Origin of the sequence: Streptomyces sp. NBC_00691, from assembly GCF_036226665.1 — a bacterium.
Taxonomy (GTDB): Bacteria; Actinomycetota; Actinomycetes; order Streptomycetales; family Streptomycetaceae; genus Streptomyces.
In genome coordinates this window covers 7,318,747-7,334,817 of record NZ_CP109007.1, presented here as the reverse complement: position 1 = coordinate 7,334,817, position 16,071 = coordinate 7,318,747, and the positions used below count along the sequence as shown (strand labels likewise).

The 16,071-nt window shown below is 73.3% G+C and carries 17 protein-coding genes; 8 read left to right on the top strand and 9 right to left on the bottom strand.

The annotated features are described in order from the left end of the window. Nucleotides 1–125: 125 nt before the first annotated feature. The 3 genes from OG392_RS32970 to OG392_RS32960 all read right to left on the bottom strand — a co-directional run bounded on the left by OG392_RS32970 (nt 126) and on the right by OG392_RS32960 (nt 4,125). Complete coding sequence (locus tag OG392_RS32970; RefSeq protein ID WP_329285569.1) at nt 126–2,291, bottom strand: putative bifunctional diguanylate cyclase/phosphodiesterase; 2,166 nt, start codon at nt 2,289–2,291, stop codon at nt 126–128. Beyond that, on the bottom strand, nt 2,288–3,100 hold the full coding sequence (locus tag OG392_RS32965) for an SAM-dependent methyltransferase (protein WP_329285568.1): 813 nt from the start codon (nt 3,098–3,100) through the stop codon (nt 2,288–2,290). Before OG392_RS32965 ends, OG392_RS32970 begins: the two co-directional genes overlap by 4 nt. 818 nt (nt 3,101–3,918) lie before the next feature. Then, on the bottom strand, nt 3,919–4,125 hold the full coding sequence (locus tag OG392_RS32960; RefSeq protein WP_329285566.1) for a hypothetical protein: 207 nt from the start codon (nt 4,123–4,125) through the stop codon (nt 3,919–3,921). Between the two features lie 160 nt (nt 4,126–4,285). On the opposite strand from OG392_RS32960, the gene OG392_RS32955 reads away from it, so the two are divergent. The 3 genes from OG392_RS32955 (at nt 4,286) to OG392_RS32945 (ending at nt 5,959) form a co-directional block, all read left to right on the top strand. Next, on the top strand, nt 4,286–4,417 hold the full coding sequence (locus OG392_RS32955) for a hypothetical protein (RefSeq protein ID WP_329285565.1): 132 nt from the start codon (nt 4,286–4,288) through the stop codon (nt 4,415–4,417). A gap of 51 nt (nt 4,418–4,468) precedes the next feature. Next, on the top strand, nt 4,469–5,233 hold the full coding sequence (locus OG392_RS32950; protein WP_329285563.1) for a bestrophin-like domain: 765 nt from the start codon (nt 4,469–4,471) through the stop codon (nt 5,231–5,233). A 168-nt stretch (nt 5,234–5,401) separates the two neighbouring features. Next, entirely contained in the window at nt 5,402–5,959 is a 558-nt protein-coding gene (locus tag OG392_RS32945; RefSeq protein ID WP_329285561.1) for a hypothetical protein, read from the top strand. Nucleotides 5,960–6,080: 121 nt separating this feature from the next. On the opposite strand, the gene OG392_RS32940 is transcribed toward OG392_RS32945, so the two are convergent. Beyond that, on the bottom strand, nt 6,081–6,599 hold the full coding sequence (locus OG392_RS32940; RefSeq protein WP_329285560.1) for a hypothetical protein: 519 nt from the start codon (nt 6,597–6,599) through the stop codon (nt 6,081–6,083). Between the two features lie 424 nt (nt 6,600–7,023). Between OG392_RS32940 and OG392_RS32935 the strand changes: the two genes are divergently transcribed. After that, entirely contained in the window at nt 7,024–7,683 is a 660-nt protein-coding gene (locus OG392_RS32935; RefSeq protein ID WP_329285559.1) for a class F sortase, read from the top strand. A gap of 132 nt (nt 7,684–7,815) precedes the next feature. Here the strand turns inward: OG392_RS32935 and OG392_RS32930 are convergent, their stop codons facing one another. After that, complete coding sequence (locus tag OG392_RS32930) at nt 7,816–8,688, bottom strand: polysaccharide deacetylase family protein (RefSeq protein WP_329285557.1); 873 nt, start codon at nt 8,686–8,688, stop codon at nt 7,816–7,818. 90 nt (nt 8,689–8,778) lie between these two features. Here OG392_RS32930 and OG392_RS32925 point away from each other — a divergent pair, with 90 nt between their 5' ends. Further along, nucleotides 8,779–9,240 (top strand): universal stress protein, encoded by a 462-nt coding sequence (locus OG392_RS32925; RefSeq protein ID WP_329285555.1) that lies wholly within the window; start codon nt 8,779–8,781, stop codon nt 9,238–9,240. 107 nt (nt 9,241–9,347) lie between these two features. Here the strand turns inward: OG392_RS32925 and OG392_RS32920 are convergent, their stop codons facing one another. Next, nucleotides 9,348–10,562 carry a CapA family protein gene (locus OG392_RS32920; protein ID WP_329285554.1) on the bottom strand — a complete coding sequence of 405 codons (1,215 nt, stop codon included), beginning with the start codon at nt 10,560–10,562 and terminating at the stop codon, nt 9,348–9,350. Nucleotides 10,563–10,832: 270 nt separating this feature from the next. Here OG392_RS32920 and OG392_RS32915 point away from each other — a divergent pair, with 270 nt between their 5' ends. The 3 genes from OG392_RS32915 to OG392_RS32905 all read left to right on the top strand — a co-directional run bounded on the left by OG392_RS32915 (nt 10,833) and on the right by OG392_RS32905 (nt 12,580). After that, the gene (locus tag OG392_RS32915) at nt 10,833–11,390 is read left to right on the top strand and encodes a sigma-70 family RNA polymerase sigma factor (protein WP_329285552.1); all 558 of its coding nucleotides are present in this window, start codon (nt 10,833–10,835) and stop codon (nt 11,388–11,390) included. A 4-nt stretch (nt 11,391–11,394) separates the two neighbouring features. Further along, the gene (locus OG392_RS32910; RefSeq protein ID WP_329285550.1) at nt 11,395–11,808 is read left to right on the top strand and encodes a PaaI family thioesterase; all 414 of its coding nucleotides are present in this window, start codon (nt 11,395–11,397) and stop codon (nt 11,806–11,808) included. 271 nt (nt 11,809–12,079) lie between these two features. After that, nucleotides 12,080–12,580: a hypothetical protein gene (locus OG392_RS32905; RefSeq protein WP_329285548.1), complete on the top strand. Its 501-nt coding sequence runs from the start codon at nt 12,080–12,082 to the stop codon at nt 12,578–12,580. Between the two features lie 23 nt (nt 12,581–12,603). Here OG392_RS32905 and OG392_RS32900 read toward each other — a convergent pair whose 3' ends face one another. The 3 genes from OG392_RS32900 to OG392_RS32890 are packed head-to-tail and all read right to left on the bottom strand — an operon-like array spanning nt 12,604 to nt 15,987. Further along, the gene (locus tag OG392_RS32900) at nt 12,604–13,812 is read right to left on the bottom strand and encodes a histidine kinase (RefSeq protein WP_329285546.1); all 1,209 of its coding nucleotides are present in this window, start codon (nt 13,810–13,812) and stop codon (nt 12,604–12,606) included. Further along, a complete protein-coding gene (locus OG392_RS32895; protein ID WP_329285545.1) occupies nt 13,809–15,560 on the bottom strand; it encodes a sodium/solute symporter in 1,752 nt (583 codons plus the stop codon). The genes OG392_RS32900 and OG392_RS32895 overlap by 4 nt, the downstream gene beginning before the upstream one ends. Before the next feature lie 10 nt (nt 15,561–15,570). Next, complete coding sequence (locus OG392_RS32890; RefSeq protein ID WP_329285544.1) at nt 15,571–15,987, bottom strand: hypothetical protein; 417 nt, start codon at nt 15,985–15,987, stop codon at nt 15,571–15,573. Nucleotides 15,988–16,071: the final 84 nt, after the last annotated feature.

Below are 16,071 nucleotides of genomic sequence, written 5' to 3'. Positions count from 1 at the left end.
CGGGGCGAGGCCATGGAGAGGCTTCCTTCTCATACTCCAATGAAATAGCCTCTCCGCTTTCCTCCCCCGACCTCTTCCCGGCCTCCCCGCTTCGCGCGGGGAGGCCGGTTTCGTGCGTCCGGGTCTCAGACCGCGTCCGCCAGGAGCAAGGAGTGGATCCGGTCCGGGGCGCCGGGGCGGGCGTAGTACCAGCCCTGGGCCGTGTCGCAGCCGAGGTCGCGGAGCTGGCGGGCCTGGGCACCGGTCTCCACGCCCTCGACGGTCACGGCGAGTTCCAGACTGTGCGCCAGGGAGACGATCCCCTCGACGATCTTGAGGTCCACGGGATCCACGGGGTGCTGCTGCATGCCCCGGGTGAAGGAGCGGTCGAGCTTGAGGACGCTCACCGGAAGCCGGCGCAGATTGGCCAGGTTCGAGTAGCCGGTGCCGAAGTCGTCGAGCGCGATGTCCACGCCCATCTCGGCGAGCTGCCGCAGCGGCTTGAGCAGGTCCTCGTCGGCGCCGATCAGCGCCGATTCGGTCACTTCGAGGCAGAGCGCGCCCGGTTCGAGCCCGGACCGTTCCAGGACGTCGACGGTGTCGGCGACCAGGCGCGGGTGGTGCAGCTGCGTCGGTGAGAGGTTGACGTTGATCCGCAGGGGTCCGCCGTCGGCGTGCCGGGCCTGCCAGAAACGGGCCTGGCGCACGGCCTCCTGGAGCACCCAGCGGCCGAGCGGCACGATGAGGCCGGTGTCCTCGGCGAGCGGGATGAACCGGTCGGGGCCGAGCACCCCGTGCTGCGGGTGGCACCACCGGACGAGCGCCTCTGCGCCGTGCACGCTGCCGTCGTCGAGATGGACGAGCGGCTGGTACTCGATGAAGAACTCGCCGCGTTCCAGCGCGGTCGGCAGGGCCGTGGTGAGGCCGTGCCGGGTGATGGCGCGGGCGTCGGCCTCCGGGTCGGCGAGTTCGAAGCGGTTGCCGCCGGCGGACTTCGCCCGGTACATGGTGATGTCGGCGCTGCGCAGTACCTCGGCCGGGGTGCGTTCGCCGGCCGGGCCCTCGACGACGCCGAGGCTGCCTCGGACGGTCAGTTCGCGGCCGTCGATGCGGAGCGGGGTGGCGAGGGCGGCGAGGATGCGGTCGGCGAGTTCGGTGACGTCCCGCTCGCCGCCGGCGCCGGTGGTGAGGGCGACGAACTCGTCGCCGCCGAGCCGGGCCACCATCTCCCCCGACCCGGTGACGCAGCTCTGCAGCCGGTCGGCGACCTCGACGAGGAGCCGGTCGCCGGTGGAGTGGCCGAGGCTGTCGTTGATGACCTTGAAGCCGTCGAGGTCCAGATAGCAGAGGCCGAAGCGGGCGTTGTCACCGGGCGCGAGGGCCTTCTCGAGCCGCTCGAAGAACAGGGTCCGGTTGGGAAGACCCGTGAGCGCGTCGTGGGTGGCCTCGTACCGCAGGCGCAGGTGGAGCAGGCGCCGCTCGGTGGTGTCCTCCATGAGGGCCAGCTGGTACTGCGGGTTGCCCTCGGCGTCGCGGAGGAGCGAGACGGTGAGGTTGGTCCAGAGCACCGTTCCGTCGCCGCGGTAGTACGGCTTCTCGACCCGGTAGTGCTCACGGTCGCCGCGGACCAGCTCGTCGTACAGCTTCCAGACGTGCGGGCCGTCCTCCGGGTGGACCCACTCGCTGACGTTCCGGCTGCGCAGCGGCCCCTCCATTCCGCCGAACATACGGGTGAGGGTCTCGTTGACCTCCAGGACGTTGCCGTCGAGGTCGGCGATGCCGATGCCGATCGCCGCCCCGTCGAAGACCGCCCGGAAGCGGCTCTCGGTGGCGTGCAGGGCGATCTCGGCGGCGCTGCGGGCGGAGAGCGCGGAGCGCGCGATGGCCTCCTGCTCGGCCCGGGTCCGCTCCCGCAGGGCCTGGGCGTAGCCGGTGGCCATGGCGTGCTGGAGCCGGGCGCAGCGGGCCCTGAGCTCCTCGGCCGGCAGCTCCGACTCCGTACCGCAGTAGAGCACCAGGTACGAGTCCACGACGCCGAGGCTGCGGCCGAGGGCGTCCGGGTCGGTGCAGTGGGCGGCGACGAGCTCCGCGCCGGCGCGCTGGGCCGGGGCCGTGTCGAACGGCCGGGCGTGCAGCGCGTCGTACAGGGTGCGGGCCAGCGGCAGCAGATGCCCCTCGAACTCGGGACGGGTCAGCGAGGTGGCGGTCACCGGGAAGATGGCACGGCTCCAGATGGTGACGAACCGCCTGAGTCTGTCCTCCGGGCCGTCGGCTTCGGCTACGCCGCCGGACGGCTGAGACGGGACCTTCACGCCTTGCGCCCCACCCCTGCGAAACCGGAGAAGGCGTACGGATCCTCCTCCTCGACCGGGCTCTCCGGACGCCACGCGGGCATCGGGACGAGGCCGGGCTCGATCAGTTCGGTGCCCTCGAAGAAGCGGGTGATCTCGGCGCCGGACCGCATCACCAGCGGGTTGCGGATGTTCCGGTAGACCCCGACGGTGCCGCCGGCCTGCTCCTCGGAGAGCGGGATGCCCTCGTACGAGGCGTGGGTGAGCACCAGGAGGCTGCCGGGCGCGAGGGCGTCGAGCAGTTCGGTGACGGCTTCGTAGGGCCGGTCCTCGTCCTCCAGGAAGTGCAGGACGGCGACGAGGAGCAGCGCCACCGGCCGCTCCAGGTCGAGGAGTCGGGACACCTCGGGACTGTAGAGGATGTCGGCCGGCTTGCGCAGGTCCGCCGCGACCACCGCGGCGCCCTCGTCGCCGTCCAGGACGGCGCGGCTGTGGGCCACGGCGACCGGGTCGTGGTCGACGTAGACGACGCGGGCGGCGGGGTCGGCGGTCCGGGCGACCTCGTGCACATTGCCGAAGGTGGGTATGCCGGAGCCGATGTCCAGGAACTGGGTGACGTCGTTGTCAACGGCGTGGCGGACGGCGCGCCGCATGAAGGCACGGTTCGCCTGCATGATCTTGGGCAGACCAGGCATGAACTCCATGGCCTTGCGCGCCGCTTCCCGGTCCACTTCGAAATTGTGCGAGCCGCCCAGATAGAAGTCGTACATACGGGACACGCTCGGCACCGAGATGTCGATACCAGGCGGAGCCCAGGCGGGACGCTCCATCAATGTCTCCAACAAGTCGCCATGGGGGATGCGGCCATGTGTTCGCGGCCGGTGTTCGAGGTGAGGCTACTGATCGCCCGCCGAGAGAGCGAGTAGAAACGGAAATTCGCGGTCCGTTCTTGGTCACACGCCATTGGCACGTGCTCTCGGGAACGAAGAGTTCACGCCTTCAGGCTGTGCAAATTCACGTGCATATGAGTGTGCGTCGGCTCTTCGGCCGAGTGCGGCTCCCCGCGACGGACGCCCAGGTCCCGCCCGTACCTCGGCTGTTGCCGCCGGAGGGGCCTGGTCGCCGGTGCAGGATGCCTCCTTCTTCTTCCCCTCCGACAGGGCGACAACCGGACAGTTATCGATCCGAGGCCGGAACGGGCCCGGTCCGCCGCCTTCCGGAAACCATCTGCCCGGCGATACACCGGCATTGATCTCCGCCGAACCGCCGCGGCCGGCTTCGGGCGGGGCGAAACGTCAAACCGGTACGTCCGGAGATCCGCTCCATCCGGCGAATCCCGCTCGTTTCCGCCCCGGCACGCCTCGCCTGTGATCAAGCTCGACGGCGTGTCTCTGTACGGATCACTCCTCGCGCGGCCGCTGGCGGCCCTCGGACTGGTGTGGCTGCTCGCCACCCCGGTGCCCGCCGCCGCGGACGCCTGCGCCTACGCCTCGACCGGCCCGGGCGGTTCCCACGTCGCTGTGGCCGTCGCAGGCGACGGCCACAACCACGGTCACGGCGACGGCGACGGCGACGGCGGCTCAGGGAAGGGCAAGGGCCACGGGAAGGACCACGGCAAGGGAAAGGGCAAGGGGCACGGCCATCACCATCACCCGAAGCCCTGCCCCACCGAGCCGCCCCCGCCGTGTCCGTCCCCCACGCCCGAGCCGACGCCCACGCCCACCCCTACGCCGACGCCGACGCCCGAACCGCCGTCTCCCTCCCCGTCACCGACGCCCTCGCCGTCCCCCACGCCGGAGCCGCCTCCGCCGCCCGCCCCTCCCCCGCCCCGGCCCGCGCCCAAGCCGCCGGCCACCAGGCCCGCACCTCGCCCGGAGCCGCCTCCGCCCGCGCCTCCGACCACGAGGCCACCGGAGCCCGCACCCGCGCCACCACCGCCTCCCCCGCCCCCGAGCCCGAGCCCGAGCCCGACGCCGCCGCCCACCGTGCGGCCGCGGCCCCCGGCGCCCGGTCCCGTGGCGCTGCCCCACTACCGCCGCGCCACGCACGCCAAGCCGAAGAGCGGCACCTCCGTCGTCACCGCCACTCTCATGATCACCGCGCCCGCGGTGCTCGCGACGGCGATCCTGCGCCCCCGGTCCAAGTGACCCGGCGCCCCGTCGGCCTCTTCGTCCCTCTGCATCCCACACGAGGAACCCATGTCTGAATGGCTTGTTCTCACCCTTGCGATGGCCGCCGCGTGCGCCGTCGTGCTCACGATCGTCGTCATCAACAACCGCCGGATCCCCGAGGACGACGACCCGAGCGAGACCCCCGACGTCATCGAGTACATGACGATGATGATCGGCGTGATCTACGCGATCGTCCTCGGCCTCGCCATCGCCGGCGTCTGGGAGGCCCGGGGCGCGGCCCAGGAGACCGTGCGCCAGGAGGCCCAGGCGATGCACGAGATCTCGGCCCGCGTCGAGGTCTACCCGCAGGCCGTCCGCGAGCGCATCCGCGCCGACGTCGACGCGTACGTCGGTTACGTGGTCGACGACGAGTGGACGTACATGGCGGAGCACGGCGAGCTGAGCGAGGAGGGCACGGCGCTCCTGGAGAAGGTGCGGCGCAGCGTCACCGACTACCAGCCCGCCGACGACTTCGAGGGGCAGGCGTACCAGCCGCTGGTCGACCAGGTGGCGGCGGCCGACGACGCCCGGGGGGCCCGGGGGCAGAACGCCGGGGAGACCATGCCGGGAGTGGTGTGGTTCGGTCTGATCATCGGCGCGCTGGTGACGGTGGGCCTGATCTTCACCCTGCAGATCCGCAGAACCGGGCGCGAACTGCTGCTCGCCGGACTGTTCAGCGTGCTGATCGCCTTCCTGCTGTTCCTCATCTGGGACTTCGACGCCCCGTTCGGCCGGGGCATCTCGGCCACCGCCGCGCCGTTCACCGATCTGTTCCCGCAGCTCACACCGTGAGGCGACACGGACGGATGAGCCACTCGGGGGACATGCGTGCCCCATTCGCACGTCTGGGATCGCGGCTGTGGTAGTGCGCTTCTAGCGTTTCGGACATCGAGGTGCACGCACGGTCTTTCGCGGAAACCCCCTTTCCGCGGCTGCCCCTCGGGACCCGGAGGATTCACCATGCGCGCGATACGTGCCGCGTCCACTGCCCTGCTGGGGGCGGCCGCCCTCGCCCTGGCCGCCCCCACCGCCGTCGCGGCGGACGGTGCTCCCGCACCGAACGCGCGAGCGGCACGGGCCAAGGCACCGGGCGATTTCGTCGTGTCGCCCTCGGTCGTCGCCCCGGGCGGCCGGGTGACGCTGAGTGCCCCCGGCTGCGCCAGTACGGCGACGGCCTCGGCCGGCATCTTCGACACCGTCACCATCGCACCGGGATCGGCGGCCATCGCCACCGTGGACGCGGACGCCCGGCGCGGTGCCGTGTACACGGTGTCGTTCAACTGCACCGGCGGAATCTCGGACACCACGACCCTGACGATCAGCGGTACGCCCACCGCCACCCCGACCATCAGCTCCACCATCCTCACTCCCCCGCGGGGTGTGCAGGGCGGTCTCGGCGGTTCGAGCGGCGGCATCGAGCCGCTCGAACTGGCCGCCGGAGGAGCGCTCGTGCTCGCCGCGACCGTCGGTGGCGTGTACGTGGTGCGTCGCCGTTCCGGCTCCGCCCGTCGCCACTGAGCGGCCGTCGCGGCCGGTCCGGCGTCGGTGCCCGCTCGTCCGCGGACGCCCGTCGCCCCCGGGTCCCGGAAGGGGACTCGGGGGCGACGGGCAGAGCGGGTCGACCGGGAGGTTCGACCGGTCAGATCCCCGCGCCGGTCACACGGCGACGACGGGCGATGAAGAGCCCGCCGCCGAGTGCGGCGGCGGCGACCAGGCTGCCGCCGACGGCCATCTCCGTGGAGCTGGGAGCCAGCGAGCCGCCGAGGCCGCCCTGGGCGCCGCGGCCCGGGAGGACCCGGAACGGCTCCGTGACCACGTTGGAGCCGCCGTTGCACCGGACGGCCAGGTTGTAGTTGCCGGGAGTGGCGTTGTTGTAGACGCGGGCGACGGCCGTGGAGACGCCGTTGCCGCCGGAGAGGGTGGCGTCCGGGAAGGCGTTGGACGTGACCGTGCCGCCACGGTTGCAGCCCCTGGCGGTGATGGTGAGCGTCGACCCGGGGTGGACCTCGAAGGGGCTGACGGTGACGTTGCTCGGACTGTTGTTCGAGCCACCGCTGACGACATTGCCCGGACCGTAGGTGGCGGCGGCAAGGGGGGCCGCGAGGCCGACCGCCGCGATCGCGGTGGCGGTCACCGCCAGAGTGCGTGCAGCACGCATGGTTGAACCTCCAGTGGAAGACGCCCCAAAGCGGTGCTCCGGGAGTGTCGACGAGTACGCCTTCCATGACGAACCATCACAAGTCGGAGCGGGCAGCGCATTTCGGCACTGGTCCACCCCGGTGAGACGACACGCCGGGAATCGGGTCCTCGCAGGAGGAAGATCCGCAGGTCAGAGGCGAGTGGGCTGCTTATCTGACGATTACTCGGATGGGTCAGCCCGTTGTCACCCACCTGTCGGCCGCCCGGCGTCCCGAGAGCGGTCCGCGCCGGCCCGGGCACGCGCGCGTCAGGAGGGACGCCGGCGCACCCCGTACCCCCGGCTCGCCACCCGTCCGGACGTGGCCCCCACCCGTTCGCGCCGTCCGGCGCGACGGTCCGTCAGGTCGCCTTTACCGTTCTGACGACGCCACGAAGGGAGAACCATGCCCCCGAAGGACTTCCGCGTCTTCCAGCGCAGGAGACGCCAACCCTGGGGCGTCCTGGCCCTGGCCATGCTGTCCGGGATCGCGATGATGCGCAACGGAGTGGACGTCGCGCTGGGGCCTCCGCAGCCCGCCGCGGCGGCCCGTCCCGTGGCGCGCCCCGTCACGCCGCCGGACGGCTCCGTCGAGGGGCTGGAGCCGCTGCCCTTCGCCCCCGCCTCCCGCATCAAGATCCCGGCGATCCAGGTGGCGGCCCCGATCATGGACGTGGGGCTGGACCCCGACGGCTGGGTGGCGGCCCCTCCGCCGCAGGACACCAACCTCGCCGGCTGGTACCAGAACGGCATCTCCCCCGGCCAGCGCGGCACCGCGGTGGTCGTCGGCCATGTCGACAACGCACAGGGCCCCGCGGTCTTCTACGGCCTGGGCTCCCTGGAGAAGGGCCAGCACATCGAGGTCGAGCGGTACGACGGCCGGATCGCGGTGTTCGAGATCTACGGGCTCGAGGTGTACGCGAAGGACAACTTCCCCGGCGTGCAGGTGTACGCCGACACGGGTGAGCCCGAGCTGCGGGTCATCACCTGCGGCGGCGGCTACACGCGCGCGCGCGGCTACGACGGGAACGTCGTCGTGTACGCGCGGATGGTCGGCTCGCGCTAGCGGGGCACGGCGAAGGGCCCCGGCACCTGGTGGCGCCGGGGCCCTTCGCCGTACCGGAGACCCGTACCGGAGACCCGTACCGCGGGACGTACCGGAGGCCGTACCTCGGCCGTGCGGTCCGTACCCGTGCGGTCAGCGCCGGGGGACGGTGATGTGGTAGCCCGCGTCGAGGAGTTCGGGCAGATAGCGGCGGAGCGCGGTCACACTCTGGGCCCGGTCGCCCCCGGCGTCGTGGGAGAGCACGACGGCGCCGGGGGCGGCGCCGTCGAGGACCCGGCGGACGATGGCGCCGGCGGCCGCGGGTTCCTTCCAGTCCAGGGTGTCGACGGTCCAGGCGAGCGGCTCCATGCCGAGCTCGGCCCCGATCTCGAAGGAGTGCCGGTTCCAGGCGCCGTAGGGCGCGCGGTACCAGAGCGGGGCCGTCCCCAGGGTCCGTTCGATCACCTCGCTCGTGGAGCCGAGCTCGTCCCGGATGCGGGAGGGCCGCAGCTTCGGGATGAGCGGGTGCGACCAGGAGTGGTTGCCGACGACGTGCCCGTCCTCGGCCATCTCGCGCAGCAGGTCCGGGTTCTCGACGGCCATCTCGCCGCAGACGAAGAACATGGCCCGGCAGTCGTGGCGGCGCAGGGTCTCCAGGATCCCCGGGGTGTAGCGGGGGTCCGGGCCGTCGTCGAAGGTGAGCACCATCGAGCGGCCGACCCCGGACATGCTGAGGAAGGGCCGCTGCCTGACCGGCGGCACGGCGCGGCGGAACGCCGGGGGTGCGTACGCGGTCATCGGCTGGAGGCGGTACGAGGTGGGGCTCAGCCGGGCGGCCTGCGCCTGCGGGCCGGCGGCGGGGCCCGTTCCCCGGCGGGGCGGGGCCGGGGGCGCGGCGGTCCCGTCGGCCGGTTCGGGCGCCGCGAGCCGGTCCGCCGCGATGACTCCGACGGTGGCGGTGGCCCCGAGGGCGGCGACGAGCCGCAGCAGCGCGCGGCGCCCGGGAGGCATCTGATCCTTTTTCATGACCAATGGTCCCTATGGATGAGAGCTCGCGCGGCTCATCGACACCGGCCGCCCCGCCGAAAGCACCCGATGAGCCGATAACCTCGAAAGGTGAACGAACAGCAGCCCGGTCGGTTCGAACGCGGAACCGACGGCCCGAAAGTGATCATGGCGGGAATCGACGGATCCGACTCCTCGCTGCGCGCCGCGGCGTACGCGGCCGGGCTCGCGCGGCGGCAGAACGCCCTGCTCGCACTCGTCTACGTGCAGCCGGTGATCACCGCGGGGGCCGCGATGGGCGCGCCGACGGCGGGCACCACCGAGGAGATCGCCCAGGACCTGGTCACCGAGATCCGTACGTCGGCGGAGCGGGTGAAGGACCTCTGGCGGATGCGGTGGGAGTTCCACACCTTCCGGGGCGACGCCTACGCGGGCCTGGTCCAAGCGGCCGAGGAGCTGACCGCGGACGCCGTGGTGGTGGGCGCCTCGGAGTCGGCCGGGCACCGGTTCGTGGGCTCGGTGGCCGTCCGGCTCGTGAAGGCGGGCCGCTGGCCGGTCACCGTCGTCCCGTGACCGGGCCGCGGCCACCACGATGACCGGGCGGGCCGCCCCGCACCCGGGCGCCGCGACCGGGTGCCCTGCCCCGGCGCCGCGACCGGCCCGTGCGGCCGGTGGTCCGGCTACTCGCCCATCACCAGACCGTCCTCGGCCGCGCCGCGGCTGAGCACCACCCGCCGGATGGCGTCCCGGATCTCGATGTGGCGCGGGTCGGAGCCGTCGTCGGCGCCGAGGTTGACCACCCGGCCGCGCCCCGTGTCGAACCACTGGGGGACGAACTCGGCCTTGACGACCTCCCAGCGCCCGCCGGGGCTCCTGGGCGGGCCGAAGGTGAAGCGGCCGATGCTGCCCTGGTTGCCGCGAGGGTCGTGGGCCCCCTCGTGATTGATCATGTCCCCGGCGATCTGGTCGCCCATCCCGTAGACGACCCAGGTGCCGTTGACCTTCTCGTACGCCTGCGGGACATGGGCGTGCGTGCCGAGGATCAGGTCGATGTCGGGACGGCCGCCGCTCCGCGAGGCGGTGAGCGCGCGGCCGAGCGTGAGCTGTCGCTCGTCGGGTTCGGTCTGCCACTCGCTGCCCCAGTGGACGCTGACCACGACCACGTCGGCCCCGGCCGCGCGGGCTGCGCGGGCGTCGGCGATCACCTTCCGCTCGTCGAGCTTCTGGACGGCCCACGGCTGCCCCTCGGGCATCGGGTAGCCGTTGGTGTCGTAGGTGTAGGCCAGTTGGGCCACGGTGGCACCGCCCGCCGTGAGCAGGGTGGGCGTCGCGGCCTCCTCGGCCGTGCGCGCCGATCCGGCATGGCGGACACCGGCCCGGTCCAGGGCGTCGAGGGTGCGGCCGAGGCCCGCCGCCCCGTCGTCCAGGGTGTGGTTGGAGGCGGTGGAGCAGGAGTCGTAGCCGGTGGCCTTGAGCGCCGCGGCGATCTCGGGCGGCGACGTGAAGGCGGGGTAGCCGATGTAGGGGCCGCCGTCCGGCCCGTACACGGTCTCCATGTGGCAGATGGCCAGGTCGGCCCGGGAGACGACGGCCTTCACCCCGGAGAACATCGGCGTGAAGTCGTAGCCGCTTCCGCCCGAGTCCTCGGCCGCGCGGCGGATGATCGAATCGTGCGGGAGGACGTCTCCGGAGGCGACGAGGGTGAACCCGGCGGGCGCGGACGCACCACCGGGCGCGGCGGAGGGCTCGGCGGGCGGCGCGGATCCGGGCCGCCCGCTCGTGGCCTCGGGGCTGGGGGCTCCGCCGGGCGGTCCGTTCCCCTCGGTGCAGCCGGTCGTCGCCGCGAACAGGAAGGCGGCGAGCGCCACGCCCGCCGGCCTGGTGCGTGAGGTCATGTACGGCACTCCGCCCGATTCCTGGGATGAACATCTGTTCATACGAATTGATCCCGAGCGAAAGCCGCAGTCAAGGGTCAAGGCCGCAGAGCCTCAGGAACCCCGCTGAAACGGACGCAGGCTCTTCGGACGACCGTCTCGTGACCGCTCGCCGTACCATTCGCCGCTTGGTGCGACCGTTCGTCGCAGACCGATGTCCGTTCCCTGTCCCTCGCCGTCCGAATGGGTTCCGATACGCCCCGGACGACGAGCCGCAGAGAGGCGGGGAGCATGCCAACGGCGACCACCGACGAACGGACCCTCGAGGAGCTGCAGCGGGACCACGGCCCCGCGCTCCTCTCCTTCCTGCTCGGCCTCACCTACGGGGACCGCCAGCGGGCCGAGGACCTCGCGCAGGAGACCCTGGTACGGGCCTGGCTCCACCCCGAGGCCTTCGACGGCCCCTACGCGTCGATGCGCCCCTGGCTCTTCACCGTGGCCCGTCGCCTCGCCATCGACGCCCGCCGCTCACGCCTCGCCCGGCCCGCCGAGATCGGGGACGGCGTCCTCGCCGTGACCCCCGACCCCGACGACGCCACCGCCTCGGCCGAGGCCGCGCTCGACGTACGGGCGGCCGTCCGCGAACTGAGCCCCGAGCACCGCGCCGTCCTGGTCCGGATCTACTTCCACGGCCTGACCGTCAACGAGGCCGCCGTCGACCTGGGCATCCCGGCCGGCACCGTCAAGTCCCGCTCCCACTACGCGCTGCGGCAGCTGGGCCGGTCGCTGCCCGGCTACCGGCCGCACCGCGCGGCCGTTGCCCGGCCCCGCGTCACGGCCCCACAATGACGCCGTGACGCTGACACTCGCCGCCGCCGAAAAGATCCTCGCCGACAACTTCGCACCCTGGGTGCTCGATCTCGGTCTCACCGTCGAATCCGTCGACGGCCAGGGGGCCGTGCTCCGGCTCCCGTGGTCGGAGCGGCTGGCCCGGGAGGGCGGGGGCCTGTCCGGGCAGGCCCTGATGGCCGCCGCCGACACGGCGACCGTGATCGCGGTCGCCGCGGCCCGGGGCGGCTTCGTTCCCATGACCACCGTCCAGCAGTCGATCAGCTTCCAGCGGGCGGTCGTGGGCGCCGACGTCCTGGTGCGGGCCGGACTCACCAAGGCGGGGAAGCGGATGGCCTTCGCCGACATCACCATGACGGCCGAGGGCACGGAGGAGATCGCGGCCCACGCGACCGCGGTCTACGCGCTCCTCGGCTGAACCGCCCCTCCCGTCCGGCCGCCGCGCCGACGGCCGGACGGGAACCGGTCCGGCCGACGCCGCACCTCCCGCCGCCGCTCAAGACGCCTCCCCCGCCCCGTACGCCTCCCGGAACATCAGTAATCCCACCGGCACCGATCCGGCCGGGAAACGTATCCGAAACCACACGGGCGAGTTGAGCAAAGCGGGACACGCGGGCGCCCTCCACGGAGGAAGCTCTCCCCGGGTCCCACACGTCCGGGTCCCCGATGTCCGGGAGAAGGTGGGAGCGTTGCGCCCCGAGAGCACGAACGGCGCCGGCGGCACGAGTGGCGGCGAACTCGCCGTCCCGATGGCCTGGCTGTGCGCCGAGTACCTGGCCGACGAGGTCCTGCGGGCCGCCGCCCTCGTGGCACCCGGCTCACTGGAGTACCGGGCGGGCCTCCAGGCGCTCGCCCTCACCGTCCACCTCTCGGAGGAGCCGGACGGACCGGTGGGCGGACCGCTGTGCCGCGTCGACGAATGGCTGCGGCACACGGCGTACGACCGGCCCTGGCCGCCCTGGGTCGGGGAGCGGCTCGCGGCGCGCCGCGCGACCGGCGACGACGGACCCGACCTGGCGCTCGCGGAGACCGCGTGGCGCGCCCTGCGCGACACCTGGGTGCGCGCCGCCGACCTCGACGGCCGGACGGACGGCGAGTCGGGCCGCACCGTCGACGAGGAGGAGCAGATCTGGCTGCCCGCCTGGAAGCTCGGCCTGCCGCTCGCCCACCTCTCGCTGCACCTGCGCTGAAGCGCCCCGCCGCCCGTACCCGGTCAGGGTGACGAACGGTGCACGCCCTGGTGGTACTTGGGGATGCGCACCGTCACCTTCATCCCCGCGCCGACCCCCGTCTCGATGACGAGGCCGTACTCCCCGCCGTACACCTGGCGCAGCCGTTCGTCCACGTTGGAGAGGCCGATGCCGGACCCGGCGGGGTGCTCTCCGCGCAGGACGGCGCGCAGCAGCTCCGGGTCCATGCCGATGCCGTCGTCCTCGACGGTCACCACCGCCTCGGCGCCCGCGTCACGGGCGGCGATCGTGACCCGGCAGCCTCGCTCCCGGTCCTCCAGGCCGTGCTTGACGGCGTTCTCCACGAGGGGCTGGAGGCACAGGAAGGGCAGGGTGACCGGCAGCACTTCGGGGGCGATCTGCAGCGTCACCTTCAGCCGGTCCCCGAAGCGGGCCCCCGCGAGGGCCAAGTACTGCTCGATGGAACGCAGTTCGTCGGCGAGCTGGGCGAACTCGCCGTGCCTGCGGAAGGAGTAGCGGGTGAAGTCCGCGAACTCGAGGAGGAGCTCGCGGGCCTGCTCCGGGTCGGTGCGGACGAACGAGGCGATGGCGGCGAGGGAGTTGAAGATGAAGTGCGGGGAGATCTGCGCACGCAGCGCACGGATCTCGGCCTCCACGATGCGGGTGCGCGAACGGTCGAGCTCGGCGAGCTCCAGCTGGACGGAGGCCCAGCGGGCCACCTCGGTCGCGGCCCGCACCAGGACGGCAGACTCCCGCGAGCCGTAGGCGACGAGCGCGCCGAGGACCCCGTCCTCCCCGGTGAGCGGGGCGATCACCGCCCAGCGCAGCGGGCAGGCCGGGTCGGCGCAGTCCGTGTGCGCGGACCGGCTGCGGCCGGTCTCCAGGGTCTCGGCGGCCTGCTCCGGTACGTGCGCCCGGTGATGGTCCTCACCCGGTCCGTCCCAGGCGAGGACCGCGCCCCGGTCGGTGAGACAGAGCGCCTCGGTGCCGAGCAGCGAGCGGAGGGTGCCGGCCGCCCTGCGCGCGGTGTCCTCGGTGAGTCCGGCGCGGAGCGGCGGAGCGGCGAGGGAGGCGGTGTGCAGGGTGTGGAAGGTGGCCCGTTCGACGGGCGTGCCGAGATCGGGATCGGCGGCGCGGCCGCCGCGCCGGGCGGCGAACCGGCCGAGGACGAAGCCCGCGGCGAGCAGCACGGCGCCGGCGGCGGCCGCGGCGGCGAGGGCGATGCCGCTCATCGGCCGACCTCCGGGACGGGAGCGTGCGCGGGGCCGGTGACGGGGCCGGTGATCTCCTCCGGGAGATGGAGCCGGGCGAGCAGCGCCGGGGTGCCGGGCGGGACCCGGCGGGGGGTGGCCAGCGAGACCAGGATCATGGTCAGGAAGCCGAGCGGCACCGACCAGACCGCCGGCCAGGCCATCAGGGTGTGCGGCCAGCCCTCGGGGGCGAGCCCCGCCCGGGTCGCCATCACGGCCGCGAGCGCGGAGCCGCCGCCGAGCAGCAGCCCGGCCGTCGCACCCGGCGGGGTGAGGCGCCGCCACCAGATGCCGAGGACGAGCAGCGGGCAGAAGGAGGAGGCGGAGACGGCGAACGCGAGGCCGACGGCGTCGGCCACCGGCACCTTCGAGGCGAACACCCCCACGGCCAGCGGTACGGCGGTGGCGAGCAGGGTCGCGAGGCGGAAGTGCCGTACGCCCCGGGACGGCAGGACGTCCTGGGTGAGGACGCCGGCGACGGACATGGTGAGCCCCGAGGCGGTGGAGAGGAAGGCGGCGAAGGCGCCGCCCGCGAGGAGCGCGCCCAGGAGGTCGCCGAGCAGTCCGCCCAGGATGCGGTCGGGCAGCACGAGCACGGCCGCGTCGGCGGAACCGGTGAGGGCCAGCTCGGGGGCGTAGACCCGGCCGAGGGCGCCGTACAGCGGCGGCAACAGGTAGAAGGCGCCGACGAGTCCGAGCACGACGAGGGTGGTGCGGCGGGCGGCCCGGCCGTTCGGGCTGGTGTAGAAGCGGACGGCGACGTGCGGCAGGCCCATGGTGCCGAGGAAGGTCGCGAGGATCAGTCCGTACGTGGCGTACAGCTGGTGTCCGTCGCGGCCGCCGGCCAGCGGCTGGGACCAGCCGAGAGGATCCGACCCGCTGGCGACCCGCTCCGGCAGTGCCGCTCCCGGGGCGAAGGCGAGGGTGGTGCCGCCGGAGACGTGATGGGTGCCGGGGGCGAGGGTGAGGGTCCGCTTCTCGTGGGCGACCGCGTCGACGCTGCCGGTGACCGTGAGGGTGAGCGGGGCGTCGAGCCCGATCCGCACCGTGTCGGCGACCTTGACGACGGTGTGGCCGCGCAGCACGGCGGGCGCGTCGAAGCGGGCCCTGGGCGCTCCGTCGCCGTACCAGGCGGCGAGCAGGAAGAGGACGGGGACGAGGAGGGCGGTCAGCTTCAGCCAGTACTGGAAGGCCTGCACGAAGGTGATGCTGCGCATCCCGCCCGCGGCGACCGTGCCGGTGACGACGAGGGCGACGAGCAGCCCGCCGACCCAGTCGGGCGCGCCGGTGAGGATCTCCAGGGTGAGGCCGGCGCCCTGGAGTTGGGGCAGCAGATAGAGCCAGCCGATGCCGACGACGAAGAGGCTGGCGAGGCGGCGCACCTGCGGGGATTCGAGGCGGGCCTCGGCGAAGTCGGAGAGGGTGTACGCCCCGGAGCGGCGCAGCGGGGCGGCGACGAGGACCAGCAGGACGAGGTAGCCGGCCGTGTAGCCGACCGGATACCAGAGCATCGCGGGGCCCTGGACGAGGACGAGCCCGGCGATGCCGAGGAAGGAGGCGGCGGAGAGGTACTCGCCGCTGATGGCGGCGGCGTTGAGGCCGGGCCTGACGGTGCGCGAGGCCACGTAGAAGTCGGAGGTCGTCCGGGAGATCCGCAGGCCGAGGGCGCCGACGAGGACGGTGGCGAGGACGACGGCGGTGACGGCCGCGACGGCGTAGGTCTGGTTCACGCGGCGCGGCTCAGCGTTCGACGAGGCCGGTGAAGTCGCGCTCGTTGCGTTCGGCGCGCCGTACGTACCAGTGGGCCGTCCCCCAGACGACGGGGTACACCCCGACGCCGAGGACGAGCCAGACGAAGGCCTCGGGGGCGGGCAGGGCGAGGAGCAGCGGCAGCGAGCCCACGAGCAGCGCGAGCGCGCCGAGGGCGGTGAGCGCGGCGCGCAGCTGGCTGCGCATCAGGGAGCGGACGTAGGTGTGGCCGAGGGTGGTCTGCTCGTCGATCTCGGAGCGGGCGGGCGGGTGGACGGGGTGGCGCCGGGCGGGGCGCGGCACGGCCGTCCCGGCACCGTGGGCGGAGGCGTAGGTGACGGTCTCGCGGCGGGGGCGGCGCTGCGGGTCCCCCCGGCCGGCGGCCGGGGACGGGTGCTGCTCGGACATCGGCGTCCGCTTCCGTCGGAATCAGCGGCCCTCGGGCCCGGGTCGCGTGGAGTCTACGCAGGTGGGAGCACCCGCGGTAGGGGC

Excerpts from the sequence above, each read along its gene's own strand:
- OG392_RS32965 (WP_329285568.1), bottom strand. The coding sequence starts at position 3,100 with ATGGAGCGTCCCGCCTGGGCTCCGCCTGGTATCGACATCTCGGTGCCG.
- OG392_RS32950 (WP_329285563.1), top strand. The coding sequence starts at position 4,469 with ATGTCTGAATGGCTTGTTCTCACCCTTGCGATGGCCGCCGCGTGCGCC.
- OG392_RS32945 (WP_329285561.1), top strand. The coding sequence starts at position 5,402 with ATGCGCGCGATACGTGCCGCGTCCACTGCCCTGCTGGGGGCGGCCGCC.
- OG392_RS32940 (WP_329285560.1), bottom strand. The coding sequence starts at position 6,599 with ATGCGTGCTGCACGCACTCTGGCGGTGACCGCCACCGCGATCGCGGCG.
- OG392_RS32935 (WP_329285559.1), top strand. The coding sequence starts at position 7,024 with ATGCCCCCGAAGGACTTCCGCGTCTTCCAGCGCAGGAGACGCCAACCC.
- OG392_RS32930 (WP_329285557.1), bottom strand. The coding sequence starts at position 8,688 with ATGAAAAAGGATCAGATGCCTCCCGGGCGCCGCGCGCTGCTGCGGCTC.
- OG392_RS32920 (WP_329285554.1), bottom strand. The coding sequence starts at position 10,562 with ATGACCTCACGCACCAGGCCGGCGGGCGTGGCGCTCGCCGCCTTCCTG.
- OG392_RS32915 (WP_329285552.1), top strand. The coding sequence starts at position 10,833 with ATGCCAACGGCGACCACCGACGAACGGACCCTCGAGGAGCTGCAGCGG.
- OG392_RS32900 (WP_329285546.1), bottom strand. The coding sequence starts at position 13,812 with ATGAGCGGCATCGCCCTCGCCGCCGCGGCCGCCGCCGGCGCCGTGCTG.
- OG392_RS32890 (WP_329285544.1), bottom strand. The coding sequence starts at position 15,987 with ATGTCCGAGCAGCACCCGTCCCCGGCCGCCGGCCGGGGGGACCCGCAG.